Genomic DNA, 14,451 nt, shown 5'->3' on the forward strand with positions numbered 1-14,451 from the left:
CCCCCCCCCCCCCCCCCCCCCCCCCCCCCCCCCCCCCCCCCCCCCCCCCCCCCCCCCCCCCCCCCCCCCCCCCCCCCCCCCCCCCCCCCCCCCCCGCTGCGGTGCGTCAGTGTCCGAATCGGTATCTACGGAGTGCGCGGACCGGGCCCCCGGCGGCGTGTGGGGGACCCGAGTCGACCTACGATGCAAGGCAGGTACATCGGAAGGGACGAAATGGAACACAGGCCAGGACGCAGACGCGGGATCGCGGCGATCGTCCTGCTGGTGCTCGGGGCGGTCATCCTCGTGGGGGTGACGGTGGCGAAGGCAGTGGTCCCGCCGTCGCGCTTCACGGAGGGCAAGCAGGTCGGCTGGGCGATGGCGCCGACTTACACCAACGGGGAGAGCATCTACCTGGAGCCGGTCGCCAAGGGCGGGCTGCGGCGGGGGGACATCGTCCTCGCCTCGGTGCCGTGGTCCCTGGAGAAGACGCAGATGACCCGCGTCATCGCGGTCGGGGGCGACCGCATCCAGTACAAGGTGAGCAGCAAGCTCGCGGGGCAGTACATGCTGCTCAACGGCAAGCCGCTGGACGAGCCGTACCTGGAGCAGTGGAAGAACCCGTCCACGGTGCCCTTCGATGTGACGGTGCCCGAGGGTTCCCTGTTCCTGATGGCCGACAACCGGCTGAACTCGGACGGTTCGCAGTTCGCGAACAACGGTCCGGTGCCCGAGGGCAAGGTCGTCTCCAAGGTCGTCACGTACCCGATGGCGAAGCTGGCCGTGTGGGTCCAGGCCGGGGGCGGGCTGCTGCTCGTGCTCGGCGCCGCGCTGGGGGCCGTGTCCCGGCGGGCCCGCAAGCGGGCCCCGGTGACGGCTGTGGCCACCGCGGCCGTGACCGTGCCCCAGCAGGCCTCGGAGCCGGCTCCGGCCGCTGGGGACGCCGGGGCGGCCGCTGCGGCTCCCGCGGCTCCCGCGGACGCTGACGGCGCCGTGGCGGCGGCGCGGGCGGACGTGGAGACCCCGCGGTCCCCCGCGGCCGCGGAGCAGGCGGACCGCGCGGACGTGCAGTCGTAGCGGGGAGGACCGGCAGGACGTACGAAGGCCCCCGCGGCTCACCGGCTGCGGGGGCCTTCTCGTGCCGTGCGTCAGTGGCCGGGGTTGGTTCCGGCCGAGGCGGCGTCGGCGTTGTAGATGTCCGGCTCCAGGTAGATGACGCGGGCGATCGGGACCGCCTCGCGGATCCGGGCCTCGGCGGCGTTGATGGCGTTGGCCACCTCGGTCGCCGTGTCGTCGTGCTGGACGGCGATCTTGGCGGCGACCAGCAGCTCCTCGGGGCCGAGGTGCAGGGTGCGCATGTGGATGACGCCGGTGACGACGTCGCCGTCGACCAGCGCGGCCTTGATCTTCTCGACGTCCTCCGTGCCGGCGGCCTCGCCGAGCAGCAGGGACTTGGTCTCGGCGGCGAGCACGATGGCGATGATGATCAGCAGGACGCCGATGCAGAGGGTGCCGATGCCGTCCCAGACGCCGTTGCCGGTGGCCAGGGCGATGCCGACGCCGGCGAGGGCGAGGACCAGGCCGACGAGGGCGCCGAGGTCTTCGAGGAGGACGACCGGGAGCTCGGGGGCCTTGGCGCGCTTGATGAACTGGCTCCACGAGAGCGAGCCGCGGGTCTCGTTCGACTCCTTGATGGCCGTACGGAAGGAGAAGCTCTCCGCGGCGATCGCGAAGACCAGTACGCCGATCGGCCAGTACCACTGCTCGATCGCGTGCGGCTCCTTGATCTTCTCGATGCCTTCGTAGATGGCGAACATGCCACCGACCGTGAAGAGCACGATGGAGACCAGGAAGGCGTAGATGTAGCGCTCGCGCCCGTACCCGAAGGGGTGTTGGGGTGTGGCTTCGCGCTTGGCCTTCTTGCCGCCGAGGAGCAGCAGCCCCTGGTTGCCCGAGTCCGCAAGCGAGTGGACGCTTTCCGCGAGCATCGACGAGGAGCCGCTGAAGACGAAGGCCACGAACTTGGCTACAGCGATGGCGAGATTGGCGGCGAGTGCCGCCACGATCGCCTTGGTACCGCCCGACGCGCTCATGGGTGCAGGATGTCCCTTCCTCGGTGCGGCGCCCCTGGGCCGGGGCGCCGCGCTACGGCCGCATATTCTCGCAGTCGCCGGTAGGACGGTACGTCAGAGCACGAGGGTCGCGCGGAAGACAGTGCCGGTACCGGACAGTTCGGCCTTTTCGCCCGCCGGTACGAAGACCGACTCGCCGGGGGCCAGGGTCAGTTCGCCGGCCTTCGGGGAACCCGCGGTGCAGAGCAGGATCTGCGGGGCGTTGTCCGGGAGGAGGCGGGGGGCGCCGCCGGGTGCCAGGACGAACCGCGAGAGGCGGAACTCGTCGATGGGGGTCTCGTAGACCTCCTCGCCGTCGCCCTCGGGGCGCATCACGCCGGGGTCGCCGGTCTCGAACTTGACGATCTTCAGCAGTTCGGGGACGTCGACGTGCTTGGGGGTGAGGCCGGCGCGCAGCACGTTGTCGGAGTTGGCGAGCAACTCGACGCCGAGGCCCTCGATGTAGGCGTGCGGGACGCCGGCGCCGAGGAACATGGCCTCGCCGGGCTGGAGTTGCACGTGGTTGAGGAGCATGGCGGCGATGACGCCCGGGTCGCCCGGGTAGTCGTGCACGAGCGAGGCGTAGGCCTTGTACGGGCCCCCGAGGCGTTCGGCGGCGGCCGCGGCCTCGGTGACCGTACGGGCCATCTCGGTGCGGTCGGCGGTCAGTACGGCGGTGAGCACCTCGCGCAGGGCCGCTTCCTCGGGGTGGGCGCGCAGCAGGTCCACGTAGGGCTTGAGGGAGTCGACACCGAGGCCTTCGAGGAGATCGGCGGCCTCCTGCGGCGGGCGGAATCCGCACAGCCCGTCGAAGGGGGTGAGCGCGCAGATCATCTCGGGCTTGTGGTTGGCGTCCTTGTAGTTGCGGTGGCCCGCGTCGATCGGGACGCCGCGGCGCTCCTCGTCCGCGTAGCCCTCCTTGGCCTGGGCCAGGTCGGGGTGGACCTGGAGGGAGAGCGGGGCGCCGGCCGCGAGGAGCTTGAGGAGGAAGGGCAGGCGGGGGCCGAACTTGGCGACGGCCTCCGCGCCGAGCTCGCGCTCGGGGTCGGCGGCGATGACGTCCGACAGGCTGGCTTCGCCCGCTCCCCGGTCGAGGCGGGACGGGGCGCCGGGGTGGGCGCCCATCCACATCTCGGCCTGGGGCTCACCCGTGGGCTCGACCCCCAGGAGGGCGGGGATCGCGGTGGTGGATCCCCACGCGTAGGGGCGGATCGTGTTGGTCAGGCGGTCCATCGTCGTCGTCTTCCTGGATCTGGATGTGGATCTGGGCGGGGGCGGGCACCGATCTGTGCCTCAGCTGTGTCCCCTGGAGGCCAGCGCCAGGTAGGCGGTGGCGAAGTCCGTGACGGCGAGGAGTTCGGCGAGCTGTTCCAGCTCGGTGCCCTCCTCGGGTTCGAGCTCGCTGATGGCGGTGTCGTGGCTGAGGGCGAGTTCCCGCGCGGCGGGGGCGGCGGTGAGCCCGCCGGTGGGCCGGTCGCGCAGCAGCACGACGCGGGCGCGCAGGGCCTGCGGTTCCTCGACGCGGTCGCGGAAGAAGTCCTCGGGATCGGCGCCCGCCGCGAAGGCTCCGGCGAGCAGGACCCCGTGCGCGGGCAGCGCCTCGGGGAGGTGGGCGGAGAGCGCGGGGCGGCCCGCGAGCTCCGCGAGGGTGGCGGCGAAGCGGCGGCCGGCGGCGCCCGCGCCGGTGCCCTCGCTCCAGATGAGCGGGAGGGAGTCGGCGAGCTCGGCGGCCAGGGTCTTCGCCGGGTTGGAGTACGTGGCGATGGCGGGGCCGCAGCGTTCGGCGGTGCGGTCGAGGCGGTCCGCGACGAGCTGGAGGGTGGCCGGGTCGGCGGAGACCAGTCCGACCTTGTCGAGGAGCACGAGCAGCGGTGTGAGCAGGGCCCAGAGCGCTCCGGGACCGGCCGCGGCGGACTCGTCGTACTCCTGGTACGGAGCCTTGGCCATCGGTACGAGCACCCCGTGGGCGCCGTCGACGGCCTCGCTCAGCGGGGACCGCTCGGGGGCCACGGCGACGACGCTGCAGCCGCGCCGGTAGGCCTGTTCGGCCAGGACGGCGAGGCCGGGCTCGGTGCCGTCGGTGGTGGCGATGAGCAACAGGTCGACGGGGCCGGCCCAGCCGGGCAGCGTCCAGCGCAGTGCCCCGGCGGCGTGCGCGACGCCGGTGGGGTGCAGGCGGGTGACCGGGGCGGAGGCTCCGGCGAGGGCGCCGAGGAGGTCGGCGACGCCGGTGGCGGCGGTGCCGGGTCCCGCGATGAGCACGGCGCGGGGGCGGCCGTCGGGCCGCAGGTCGGCCAGGCCCGCCTCGGTGGCGTGCCGGGCGGCGGTGCGGACCCGGGCTCCGGCGTCGGCGGCGCCGCGGAGCAGGCCGCGTCGGTCGGCCCGGGCGAGATCGTCCGGTGCGTCGAGGATGGACTCGTCGAGCATGGCGGCCTCCGGCTGTGTGGTGGACGGAACCAGTCTCAGCGTCTGCGCGGGGCGGTTCAGGCGGGTCGGCGGGCCTCGTCCACGAGGAGGACCGGGATGCCGTCGCGGACCGGGTACGCGAGACCGCAGTCCTGGCCGGTGCAGATCAGCTCGGGAGCCGTCTCGTCGGCCGACTTGTCCTCGAGGGGCGAGTGGCAGGCGGGGCAGGCGAGGATCTCCAGAAGGCCGGCTTCGAGCGGCATGGGGCGCTTCCCTTCGAACATGCGGTTTGGGCGAGGTCAGCGTACCGCCGGGCCGCGTGTGGCGCGGCCCGGCGGTGACGGTGACGTACGGGGTGTGACGTGCGGGTGCGACGTGCGGGTGCCACCCGCGGACGGCGCGGGTGTTACGCGCGGGGTGTTACGCGCGGACCAGCGCGAGGACCTCGTCGCGGATCTTCTCCAGGGTGACGGTGTCGCGGGCCTCGACGTTCAGGCGCAGCAGCGGCTCGGTGTTCGACGGGCGCAGGTTGAACCACCAGTCGGCGGTGGTCACGGTGAGGCCGTCGAGCTCGTCGACGGTGACGCCGTCCTGGGAGCCGTAGGTCTGCTTGACGAGGGCGGTGCGGCCGGCCTGGTCGGCGACGGTCGAGTTGATCTCGCCGGAGCCGACGTAGCGGTCGTACTCGGCGACGAGCGCGGACAGGGTGCCCTGCTGGCCGCCGAGGGCCGCCAGGACGTGGAGCGCGGCGAGCATGCCGGTGTCCGCGTTCCAGAAGTCCTTGAAGTAGTAGTGCGCGGAGTGCTCGCCGCCGAAGATGGCGCCGGACTTGGCCATCTCCTCCTTGATGAAGGAGTGGCCGACGCGGGTGCGGACGGGGGTGCCGCCGTTCTCCTTGACGACCTCGGGGACGGACCAGGAGGTGATCAGGTTGTGGATCACGACGCCGGTGCCGCCGTTGCGGGCCAGTTCGCGGGCCGCGACCAGGGCGGTGATGGCGGACGGGGAGACGCCCTCGCCGCGCTCGTCGACGACGAAGCAGCGGTCGGCGTCGCCGTCGAAGGCCAGGCCGAGGTCGGCGCCCTCGGCCTTCACGCGGGCCTGGAGGTCGACGATGTTCTTCGGGTCGAGGGGGTTGGCCTCGTGGTTCGGGAAGGTCCCGTCCAGCTCGAAGTACACGGGGACGAGTTCCAGGGGGAGGCCCTCGAACACGGTGGGGACGGTGTGGCCGCCCATGCCGTTGCCCGCGTCGACGACGACCTTGAGCGGGCGGATGGCGGTGAGGTCCACCAGGCCCTTGAGGTGCTCGGCGTAGCCGGTGAGGGTGTCCTGCTCGGTGATGGTGCCCGGGACGGTGCCGGCGGGGATCGCGGGGGCGCCCTCGTCGGTCCACTTCTCGGCGAGCTCGCGGATGGTGGCGAGGCCGGTGTCCTGGCCCACGGGAGCGGCGCCGGCGCGGCAGAGCTTGATGCCGTTGTACTGGGCCGGGTTGTGCGAGGCCGTGAACATCGCGCCGGGCAGGTCCAGCTTGCCGGAGGCGTAGTACAGCTGGTCGGTGGAGCACAGCCCGATGAGCGTCACGTCGACGCCGCGGGCGGCGGCGCCCCGGGCGAAGGCGGCGGACAGGCCGGGCGAGGAGGGGCGCATGTCGTGGCCGACCACGATGGCCGTGGCTGCGGTGACCTCGACGAAGGCAGCGCCGAACAGCTCGGCCAGGGGCTCGTCCCACTCGTCCGGTACGACGCCACGTACGTCGTATGCCTTGACGATGTTCGAAAGATCTGCGGCCACTGCCTGCCCTCCTGAAGGATCTGTGCGGTGGAGCAAACCTACCCTGTGCACAGAGCCGCTCTTCAGATGAGCTGGGTGGCGGGCGGACGTCAGGAATCCGGCGAGCGCAGGACGCGCAGGTGTCCGCGGCGGGTCTCGCCGGTCACCGGGCCCCTGGGTCCGGAGCCGCCGGCCTCGGCCGCGCGGTCGTGCGGACGGGCGGCTTCACGTACCGCGTTGGCCAGTGCTTCGAGGTCGTCGCCGCTGGGGCGCGAGGGGCCCGAACCGTCCGTCAGACGTACGACGTCCCAGCCCCGGGGGGCTGTCAGGCGCTCGGAGTGCTCGGCGCACAGGTCGTAACAGTGGGGTTCGGCGTAGGTGGCGAGCGGGCCGAGAACTGCGGTCGAGTCGGCGTAGACGTACGTCAGTGTGGCGACGGCAGGGCGGCCGCACGCGGTGCGCGAACAGCGACGTACAAGGCTCACGACGTTGGACGGTACCGCACTCTTGACCGGGTCGCGACGACTCTCCCCCCGGGCACTCCCCCGTGTCGTCCCGAACGGGGCCGAACCTTGGCCGGATTGTTCGCGGTACGACATCGGGCCGTGACCGTCGGGAGGCCCTGCCGGGGGCCGGGGCGAGGGCTACCCTGCGGGGGTGACGGACAGCCCTCTGACGCCCCCGAGCCCCGCCGGCTCCTCCCACCCCGCCGGACCCCCCCACGAGCCCAGGCCCCGCCGGCGCGACCGGCACGGACGGGGGATGCGCGGGCCGGTGGCCCCTCCGCAGGTGCCGCTGTCGGCGAGCCGGTCGGAGCTGTTCGGCGACCTCGTACGGGATTCCGTGGAGCGGCTGGAGCGGCGCTGGCCGCAGCTGGCCGAGGTGGAGTTCGTGGTGGCCGACGTGCCGGGGCCGCCGGGCGGCGCGGACGCGGGCTGGAACGACGAGGCCGTACCGCTCGGGGGGCTGGTGGAGGCCCGCGACGGGCGGCCGGCCCGGATCGTGGTGTTCCGGCGGCCGGTGGAGATCCGGGCGAAGTCCCGGGACGAGAAGGCGCTGCTCGTGCACGAGATCGTGGTGGAGCAGGTCGCGGAACTGCTGGGGCTCTCGCCGGAGATCGTGGACGGGCAGGACTGACCGGCGGGGCCGTCGCCCCGTCGGCCGTCCCCGGGCGGGCTCCGCCGTGGTCCGGCGGAGCCCGGGGGGCTACTTCGTCGTGGTCCGGCGGAGCCCGGGGGCTACTTCGTCGTCAGGATCGAGAGGTCCTCGACGGCCTTCGGGACCGAGACCGTGGACCGGTCGTCCGCGAAGGTCTGGACGGTGAACATCGGGATGCCGTCGTGCGGCAGGGTCAGCGTGCGGGAGGCGTACACCGGGCCCCCGGACAGGGTTTCGAGCGTGAGGGCGTAGGCGCCCTTTCCGCCCGCGGGGGCCGGGGGCGGGGACACCGTCAGGGTGGTGCCCGCCTTGACGGTGAGTTCCTGGACGGCCCGTTCGCCGCCGTCGGTGCCCGGCGAGGCCGTCACGCGGACCTTCGCGTCGCCGCTGCCGGTCGCCGTGAGGGCCAGCACGGTCGCCTTGTCGTCGGTGCGGTTGTCCGCGACGGTCGCCCGCGCCCCCACCGGGGCGGTGGCCGGGATGAAGCCCAGTTCCTGCTTGGCGCCGGCGCCGCGGACCACCCGTACCGCCGCGACCACCGGGGGGGCCTTCTTCGGGTCCGCCGGGGTGAGGTGCAGGGAGCCCGTCTCGCCGCGGGTCAGGTCCTTGAGGTCCACGCTCGCCGTCATCCCGGCCTTGACGTGCAGCTGCTCGTTGCCGGCCGGGCTGATCGAGCCGCCGGCGCCGGCCAGCCGGAGGACGAGGTCGGCGTCGTCCTCGCCGGGGGCGAAGGCGACCAGCCGTACGGAGGTGGCGTCCGCCGGGATGCCCGGCAGGACCAGGGAGCCCGCCGGGTCGGTGGAGGCGGGCAGCCAGTCGGCGCCGGCCCCCTCCTCGGCGATCTGCGCGGTGGCGCCGACCCGGCCGGTGACGACGGTGACGTGGGCGGTGACGTCCGTGAGCTGCGTCCCGGGGAAGAAGTCGGACAGCAGCACCTTGGCGCTGGAGCGGGGGCCGACCTTGTAGGGGAGCCGCTCGGGGCTGCCCGGCTTGTCCTTCAGGAGCCCGTCCGGGCCGTACAGCTTGACCTGGACGGTGGCCTCGGTGTCGTCCGGGTTGGTCAGGTGGACGGAGTCGAGGCGCCCCTTGGCGGTGCTCAGGCCCGGGAACCAGAACTCGGTGCCGGGTGCCGTGCAGGCGACCCCGAGCAGGCCGCGCGCCTGGCCCACCGCGACCTTGGTGGTCTGCTGCGCCGTCCAGCCGGGCGCCAGGATCCCGTCGGCGATGCCCGTCAGCGGGGGCGCCTCGGCGCCGGAGGCGGTGGCGCCGGCGGGCTTGCCGGGCTCCTTCGGCTCCAGGACCGGCTTGCCCTCCTTGGTGCGGAGCAGGGCCGAGCCGGGAGCGCCGGCCTTGCCCGGGGTGATCGAGGTGTACGTGGTCTCCGCGATGTCCGAGGTGCTGGGCGCCGGGCACACCAGTACGGACCGCTCCACCGGCATCCTGGACGCGGCGGCCCCGCGGTCGGCGGCCGGTGCGGCGGGGGCGGTGAACGAGGCGATGCCGGTGACGGCGGCCAGTGCCGCGGCCACGGCCGCCAGCGTCAGGGGTGCGCGCTGCTTCACTGCTGGGGGCTCCCGTCCGGACGCGGGTCGTGCTGTCCGTAGGTGTTCTCGTACGGCTCGTGCTGGTACGGGTACTGCTGCGGGGGCTGTTGCTGCTGCTGGTAGGGGTCGTAGGGCTGCTGGGGGTACGGGTACCGGTCGTCGTACTGCTCCGCGGCCTGCTGCTGCGGGATCTGCTGCTCGTACGGCTGCTGCGCGGGCTGCTGCTCGTACGGGTAGCCCTGGTACCCGTACGCCTCCTCCCCGTACACCGGCTGCGCCGGGATCTGCGCGTACGGGTCCGCGACGGCGGCCTCGGGGGCAGCCGCCGGCGCCTGCCCGCCGGACTCCGCCTGCAGTCGGCGGGCACGGCGGCCTCCGCCCGTGCCCGCACCCGCGCCCTCGACCGGGCCGTCGGCCTGGGCCGGGACGGCGGCCTCCTCCTCGGGGAGGTCGTCGTCGAGCCGCGCGCGGCGGCCCGGCAGGGCCATCACCAGCAGCACCAGGACCAGCAGGCCCTGCGCCCAGTGCCAGGCGTCGCGGGTGGCGGCGTCCTCGTGGACGAGGTCCAGGTGGCCTCCGGCGGCGGGCAGTTCGAAGCCCTGCGCCCAGCCGTCCAGGGTCTTCGCCTTGAGCGGCTTGCCCTCGACGGTGGCCTGCCAGCCGGGCGCGGCCCGGTCGGCGATGCGCAGGACCCGGCCCTCCTCGCCGGCCGGGATCTTGGTGTGGACCTCGACGGGGCCGGCCTCGATGGCGACGGGGGCCTGGCCCTGCCGGCCGGAGACGATGACCGCGCGGGCCGGTGAGCGTTCGACCTCCCACACGGCGGTGTCGTCGTCGAGGTGGCCGGCCTTCAGGCCGGGGGTGACGTCGAGGACCTCGCGGAAGTGCCGCGGGGCGCCCGCCTGGAGGACGACGTAGCGGACGGCGAAGCCGTTGAGCTGCTCGGACTGGTCGGCTCCGGAGCCCGAGACGAGGCTGGAGACCACCTTGGCGAGGCGGGGTTCGGCGCCTGCCCCGGCGAGGAGTTCGGCGTCGCCGAGGTGGGCGGCGGAGCCGCGGACCAGGCTGTAGGAGACCGTGGCGGGCGAGTCGCCGGTCAGGACGAGGGTGCGGGTCTGGTTGCTGTCGCCGGTCAGGTAGGCGGCGGCGGCCGGGACCTGGGCGGGGTCGCGCCGCGTCAGCGGTCCGTCGGCGCCGGAGAGCATCCAGCCGCCGGCGGCGAGCAGGGGGCCTGCGGCGGCGGCGAGCGCGATGAGGGCGGCGAGCGGCTGGCGCCAGCCGAAGCTGCGGGCGGCCACCCGTTCCCTCGCGCCGTCCGCGCCGAGCACGGCGGCCGCGAGCAGGCCGGCTCCGTAGACGAGGGTGGCGGGTCCGGCCCAGGCGCTGCGGTTGAGGAGGACGCCGAGGAGCAGCCCGGTCAGCGCGGCGGCCCAGGCGGTGCGGACGGCGAACTGCCGGTCGGCGCGCAGCAGGGCGGCCAGGGCGGCGATCAGGACGCCGAGCAGCAGCAGTCCGCCGGGGGTGCCGGGGCCGCCGGGGCTGATGCCGAGCAGGTCGAGGGCGGTGGCGGAGCGGGCCCCGTAGGGCAGTCCGGCCTCGCGCAGGAAGCGGGTGGGGTGCGTGAGCAGGCCCAGCGACCAGGGCGCGAGCACGAGGAGCGGTACGGCGAGACCGGCCAGGAGCCGCGGTCCGTACGCCTTCCAGCGCGCGCGGCGCATGACGAGCGCGGCGCCCCCGAGGACGGCGGCGAGCGGCCACACGACGGGGGTGAAGGCGGTGGCCAGGGTCAGCAGCAGGGTGTAGGTCCACAGGGCGCGCCAGCCGCCCTCGGCGTCGCGGCCGCCGAACCCGAAGGCGGTGACGGCGGACCGGGCGATGAGCGGGAGCAGCACGGCGAGGACGGCGGTGCCGAGGAGGCCGCCGGCCAGGGCTCCGGTGACGGCGGGGAGGAAGGCGTAGGCGATGGCGGCCCAGGCGCGCAGCAGGCGGGATTCGACGAGCGGCCGGGAGGCGAAGTAGGCGGTGAGGCCGGCGAGGGGGACCGAGCAGACCAGCAGCAGGGTCAGGGCGGCCTTGGTGGAGCCGAGCAGCAGGGTGGAGACGGCGCCGAGGACGGCGAGGTAGGGCGGTGCTCCGGCGGTGGTGCCGAGGCCGACGGGCTGCCAGTCGGTGGTGTAGGCGCGCCAGAGGTCGATCCCCCGGTCGGGGGCGGGGAGCAGGGCGCCGCCCATGAGGGTGCCGCCGAAGAGCAGGGCACGGCAGGCGGCGAGGGAGACGAGCAGCAGGAGGGCGAACAGGACGGGGGCCGGGTTGCGGGCGATCCGCTTGAGCCGGGCGAACTGCTCGATCTCCAGGTAGTCGGCGTCGTCGCCGCCGGGGCCGGACTCGATGGCTCCGCCGTGCCGGCTCGCGGTGGCAGCCTCGGCGTCGCGGTCGGCGCCGAAGTACCCGGCGAGCTGTTCGGCGTTGGCGCGCAGGGTAGCGCCGGGCGGCGGGAAGAGGGGGCGCAGTTCCTTGGCGGGGACGGCGGGCCGGCGGCGGGCCTTGCGGGCGGCGAGGATCCGGCCGGGGCGGAGCAGGGTGGCGAGCAGGCCGGTGATCTCGTCGACGGCCTGGCCGGGTGCCTTGCCGATGAGGTAGCCGAGGGTGCGCAGGACGGTGCCGAGGAGGAGGCGCAGGAGTACGTAGGGCAGGGCGCGGCCGGAGCTGTTGGCCAGCATCGTGTAGACGGCGCCGGCCTTGTCCACGCGGTGGGGGCCGACGGCGGAGCGTCCGGCGCAGTCGACGGTGCGGCGTTCGCGGGCGGAGGCCTCGGCGTGCCGCATGACGGCGTCGGGGGCGACGAGGACGGTGTGGCCGGCGCTCTGGGCGCGCCAGCAGAGGTCCACGTCGTCGCGCATGAGCGGGAGTCTGCGGTCGAAGCCGCCGAGGGCGTCGTACGCGTCGCGGCGTACGAGCATGCCGGCGGTGGAGACGGACAGGACGGGGCGGACCTGGTCGTGCTGGCCCTGGTCCTGTTCGCGGCGGTCGAGTCCGGTCCAGCGGCGGCCGCTGCGGGCGATGGTGACGCCGGCTTCGAGGAGCTGCTTCTTGTCGTACCAGCCGCGCAGCTTGGGGCCGATGACGGCGGCGTCGGGGTTCTCCTCGGCGACGCGCAGCAGTTCGGTGAGGGCGTCGGGTTCGGGGGCGCTGTCGTCGTGGAGGAGCCAGAGCCACTGGACGGGTTCGCCGTGCGGGAGTTCGGGGAGGTCGTACGCGTCGTCCTGCCAGGTGCGGCTGACGGGGTCCCAGCCGCTGGGGCGCTTGAGGTACGGAAGTTCCTCGGGGGTCAGCACGCCGGCGGTGCGGGCGGCTTCGTCGACGGCGGTGCCGAATCCGGTGCGGCGGGCGAGGTGCACGACCCGGTCGGCGCCGAGGGCCTCGGTGAGCAGCCGTGCGGAGTCGTCGGCGCTGCCGGTGTCGGCGGCGACGTGGTTCTGCGCGGGGCGTTCCTGGCCGAGGAGTCCGGCGAGGGTCCGGGGCAGCCAGCGGGCGCCGTCATGGGCGACGAGGACGGCCGTGACGACGTGCCGGGGGAACTCGGGGGTGGCGGCTGCCTGGTGGGAGGCCGTCGAGTTGCTGTGCAGGGACATCGCGGTACGGGCCCTCCGGCCGGGGGTCCGGGGGTGGTGTGCCCTCGGAGGCTGCTGGACAGCGCCCCACACTAACGGCTCGGAACACAGCGGTCCGCCTCCTGCGGGGAAGGGGCAGGAGGCGGACCGTTTGCTCTGTTCGCTATGCGGTTTCGTGCGTCGTTGCGTACGTCGTTGCGTATGTCGTTTCGTACGGCGTTCCGTACGTCGTTCCGTGCCGGGTGGATCGGTGTGCGGACCGGTGTGCGGACCGGGGGGCCGGTGGATATGAGGTGCGGGCTGCCGTGGGCGCCGGACGGCCGGCGCGCGGTGCTCCTCAGACCGCTGCCTTTTTCAGGCGGCGGCGCTCACGCTCGGACAAACCGCCCCAGATGCCGAATCGCTCGTCGTTGGCCAGGGCGTACTCAAGGCATTCGGAGCGGACCTCGCAGGCGAGGCAGACCTTCTTGGCTTCGCGGGTGGAGCCGCCCTTCTCGGGAAAGAAGGACTCGGGGTCGGTCTGGGCGCAGAGTGCGCGCTCCTGCCATCCGAGCTCCTCGTCCGCCTCCTCGACCAGCAGTTCCTGAAACAGCTCGGTCATGTGCGCCCCTCGCTCTGTCTGTGCGTCCCCGTGGTGTTGCCGTTACTCATCGCTACGTAACGACACGAGTGAAATTACAAGTGCGGGGCTCCAGCGCAGTCAAGCCGAGATCTGCTATTGGGCCCCTTATTCACTCTGCGGAACCAAGCGTATGCAGAAAGTGTTCATATCGCCAAAAATCGTGACCCATGCCACCGGTATCACGCAGCGCGCGCCTTCCCCAGAAACCGACGTCTCACTCTCTGGTGTGGTTGCGATCCGGCCGAAGATGCGGCCCGGATCACATTCAGGTCACGAGTGGCGGCAATGGGTTTGAAGACGCGTCTGACGCGACTGGACCGGCACATCCCCTTGCGGGGACTGCACAAACCTTTCTCCGGGCACAGTAACCGGATGAGGTGAAACTTTTACCCCAAACCGGACATTGGGTTGACAGTCAGGCCCTCGGCCCGGTCTCCTTGTACGCATGTCAGCGCCCGCAGCCGCCACCTGGACCCCCATTCGTGGGTTCCTGCGCGCTGCCCAGGTTCGCTGTTGCTGTTGCAGCTGTTGATGCCACCGGAGCCACGGCTCCTCCGAGCACCGGCTCCCCACAGCGACCGCCAGCACGACTGACATCCGTCGAGGACTCCCCCGATGAACAGCACCACGATCAGCCACACGCACCACGCCGCAACGGCCCCCACCACCGTCGCGCCGACCCCCGCTCCTGTTCCTGCCGCCGCTGCCGCTGCCGCTCCCGCCATGGTCGAGAGCGACCTGCAGATCGCCGGAGACATCCTCTCCGTCCAGCACCTGCTCCAGCCCGCCCGCGAACACCCCTCCACCGTCGCCGAGTTCGTGGGCCTCGCCCGCTCCATCGCCGAGAACCGCGCGGAGTGGGAGCACCTGGTCCAGTACGACGCCACCACCCGCTGGTACCACCGCCTGCGCACCGGCCCCGGCTACGAGGTCTGGCTGCTCAGCTGGGTCCCCGGCCAGGGCAGCGGCCTGCACGACCACGGCGCCTCCTCCGGCGTCCTGACCGTCCTCGACGGCGAGCTCACCGAGCACGGCCCGCGCGGACCCCTCACCCTGCGCTCCGGCTCCCAGCGCGTCTTCGCCCCCGGTTACGCCCACGAAGTCCTCAACGACACCCTCGACGGCGCCGTCAGCCTGCACGTCTACTTCCCCGGCCTGACCGAGATGCCGATGCACAGCTGCTCCCCGGCCCGGCCGCAGACCCTCTCCGTCTGACCGGACCGCGTCCCACCGGCAGGGGCCTGACAGAC

At 73.4% G+C, this 14,451-nt stretch carries 12 protein-coding genes; 3 read left to right on the forward strand and 9 right to left on the reverse strand.

The features are described 5' to 3' along the window. Nucleotides 1-213 precede the first annotated feature (213 nt). The gene (gene lepB / locus ACZ4TG_RS19125) at nt 214-1,056 is read left to right on the forward strand and encodes a signal peptidase I (protein ID WP_468164190.1); all 843 of its coding nucleotides are present in this window, start codon (nt 214-216) and stop codon (nt 1,054-1,056) included. A gap of 71 nt (nt 1,057-1,127) precedes the next feature. Here lepB and ACZ4TG_RS19130 read toward each other — a convergent pair whose 3' ends face one another. The 6 genes from ACZ4TG_RS19130 to ACZ4TG_RS19155 all read right to left on the reverse strand — a co-directional run bounded on the left by ACZ4TG_RS19130 (nt 1,128) and on the right by ACZ4TG_RS19155 (nt 6,751). Then, nucleotides 1,128-2,072, reverse strand: a complete 945-nt coding sequence (locus ACZ4TG_RS19130) for a cation diffusion facilitator family transporter (protein ID WP_468164192.1) — start codon at nt 2,070-2,072, stop codon at nt 1,128-1,130. Between the two features lie 93 nt (nt 2,073-2,165). After that, a complete protein-coding gene (manA, locus tag ACZ4TG_RS19135) occupies nt 2,166-3,323 on the reverse strand; it encodes a mannose-6-phosphate isomerase, class I (protein WP_468164194.1) in 1,158 nt (385 codons plus the stop codon). A 60-nt stretch (nt 3,324-3,383) separates the two neighbouring features. Further along, nucleotides 3,384-4,517 (reverse strand): SIS domain-containing protein, encoded by a 1,134-nt coding sequence (locus tag ACZ4TG_RS19140; RefSeq protein WP_468164196.1) that lies wholly within the window; start codon nt 4,515-4,517, stop codon nt 3,384-3,386. Between the two features lie 56 nt (nt 4,518-4,573). Continuing rightward, nucleotides 4,574-4,759, reverse strand: coding sequence for a Trm112 family protein (locus ACZ4TG_RS19145; RefSeq protein WP_037797711.1), 186 nt, complete (start codon nt 4,757-4,759; stop codon nt 4,574-4,576). A gap of 157 nt (nt 4,760-4,916) precedes the next feature. Then, entirely contained in the window at nt 4,917-6,287 is a 1,371-nt protein-coding gene (locus ACZ4TG_RS19150) for a phosphomannomutase/phosphoglucomutase (protein ID WP_468164198.1), read from the reverse strand. Nucleotides 6,288-6,376: 89 nt separating this feature from the next. After that, nucleotides 6,377-6,751, reverse strand: coding sequence for a DUF3499 domain-containing protein (locus ACZ4TG_RS19155; RefSeq protein ID WP_468164200.1), 375 nt, complete (start codon nt 6,749-6,751; stop codon nt 6,377-6,379). A 172-nt stretch (nt 6,752-6,923) separates the two neighbouring features. Between ACZ4TG_RS19155 and ACZ4TG_RS19160 the strand changes: the two genes are divergently transcribed. After that, complete coding sequence (locus ACZ4TG_RS19160; RefSeq protein ID WP_468164202.1) at nt 6,924-7,403, forward strand: metallopeptidase family protein; 480 nt, start codon at nt 6,924-6,926, stop codon at nt 7,401-7,403. Nucleotides 7,404-7,504: 101 nt separating this feature from the next. Here the strand turns inward: ACZ4TG_RS19160 and ACZ4TG_RS19165 are convergent, their stop codons facing one another. The 3 genes from ACZ4TG_RS19165 to ACZ4TG_RS19175 all read right to left on the reverse strand — a co-directional run bounded on the left by ACZ4TG_RS19165 (nt 7,505) and on the right by ACZ4TG_RS19175 (nt 13,180). After that, entirely contained in the window at nt 7,505-8,986 is a 1,482-nt protein-coding gene (locus ACZ4TG_RS19165) for a DUF5719 family protein (protein WP_468164204.1), read from the reverse strand. Continuing rightward, a complete protein-coding gene (locus ACZ4TG_RS19170) occupies nt 8,983-12,600 on the reverse strand; it encodes a glycosyltransferase family 2 protein (protein WP_468164206.1) in 3,618 nt (1,205 codons plus the stop codon). Before ACZ4TG_RS19170 ends, ACZ4TG_RS19165 begins: the two co-directional genes overlap by 4 nt. Nucleotides 12,601-12,916: 316 nt before the next feature. After that, nucleotides 12,917-13,180, reverse strand: a complete 264-nt coding sequence (locus ACZ4TG_RS19175) for a WhiB family transcriptional regulator (RefSeq protein WP_003983763.1) — start codon at nt 13,178-13,180, stop codon at nt 12,917-12,919. A gap of 744 nt (nt 13,181-13,924) precedes the next feature. Here ACZ4TG_RS19175 and ACZ4TG_RS19180 point away from each other — a divergent pair. Further along, nucleotides 13,925-14,416: a cysteine dioxygenase gene (locus tag ACZ4TG_RS19180; protein ID WP_468164823.1), complete on the forward strand. Its 492-nt coding sequence runs from the start codon at nt 13,925-13,927 to the stop codon at nt 14,414-14,416. The last annotated feature ends 35 nt before the right edge of the window (nt 14,417-14,451 follow it).

Source organism: Streptomyces sp. NPDC028314, assembly GCF_055565795.1.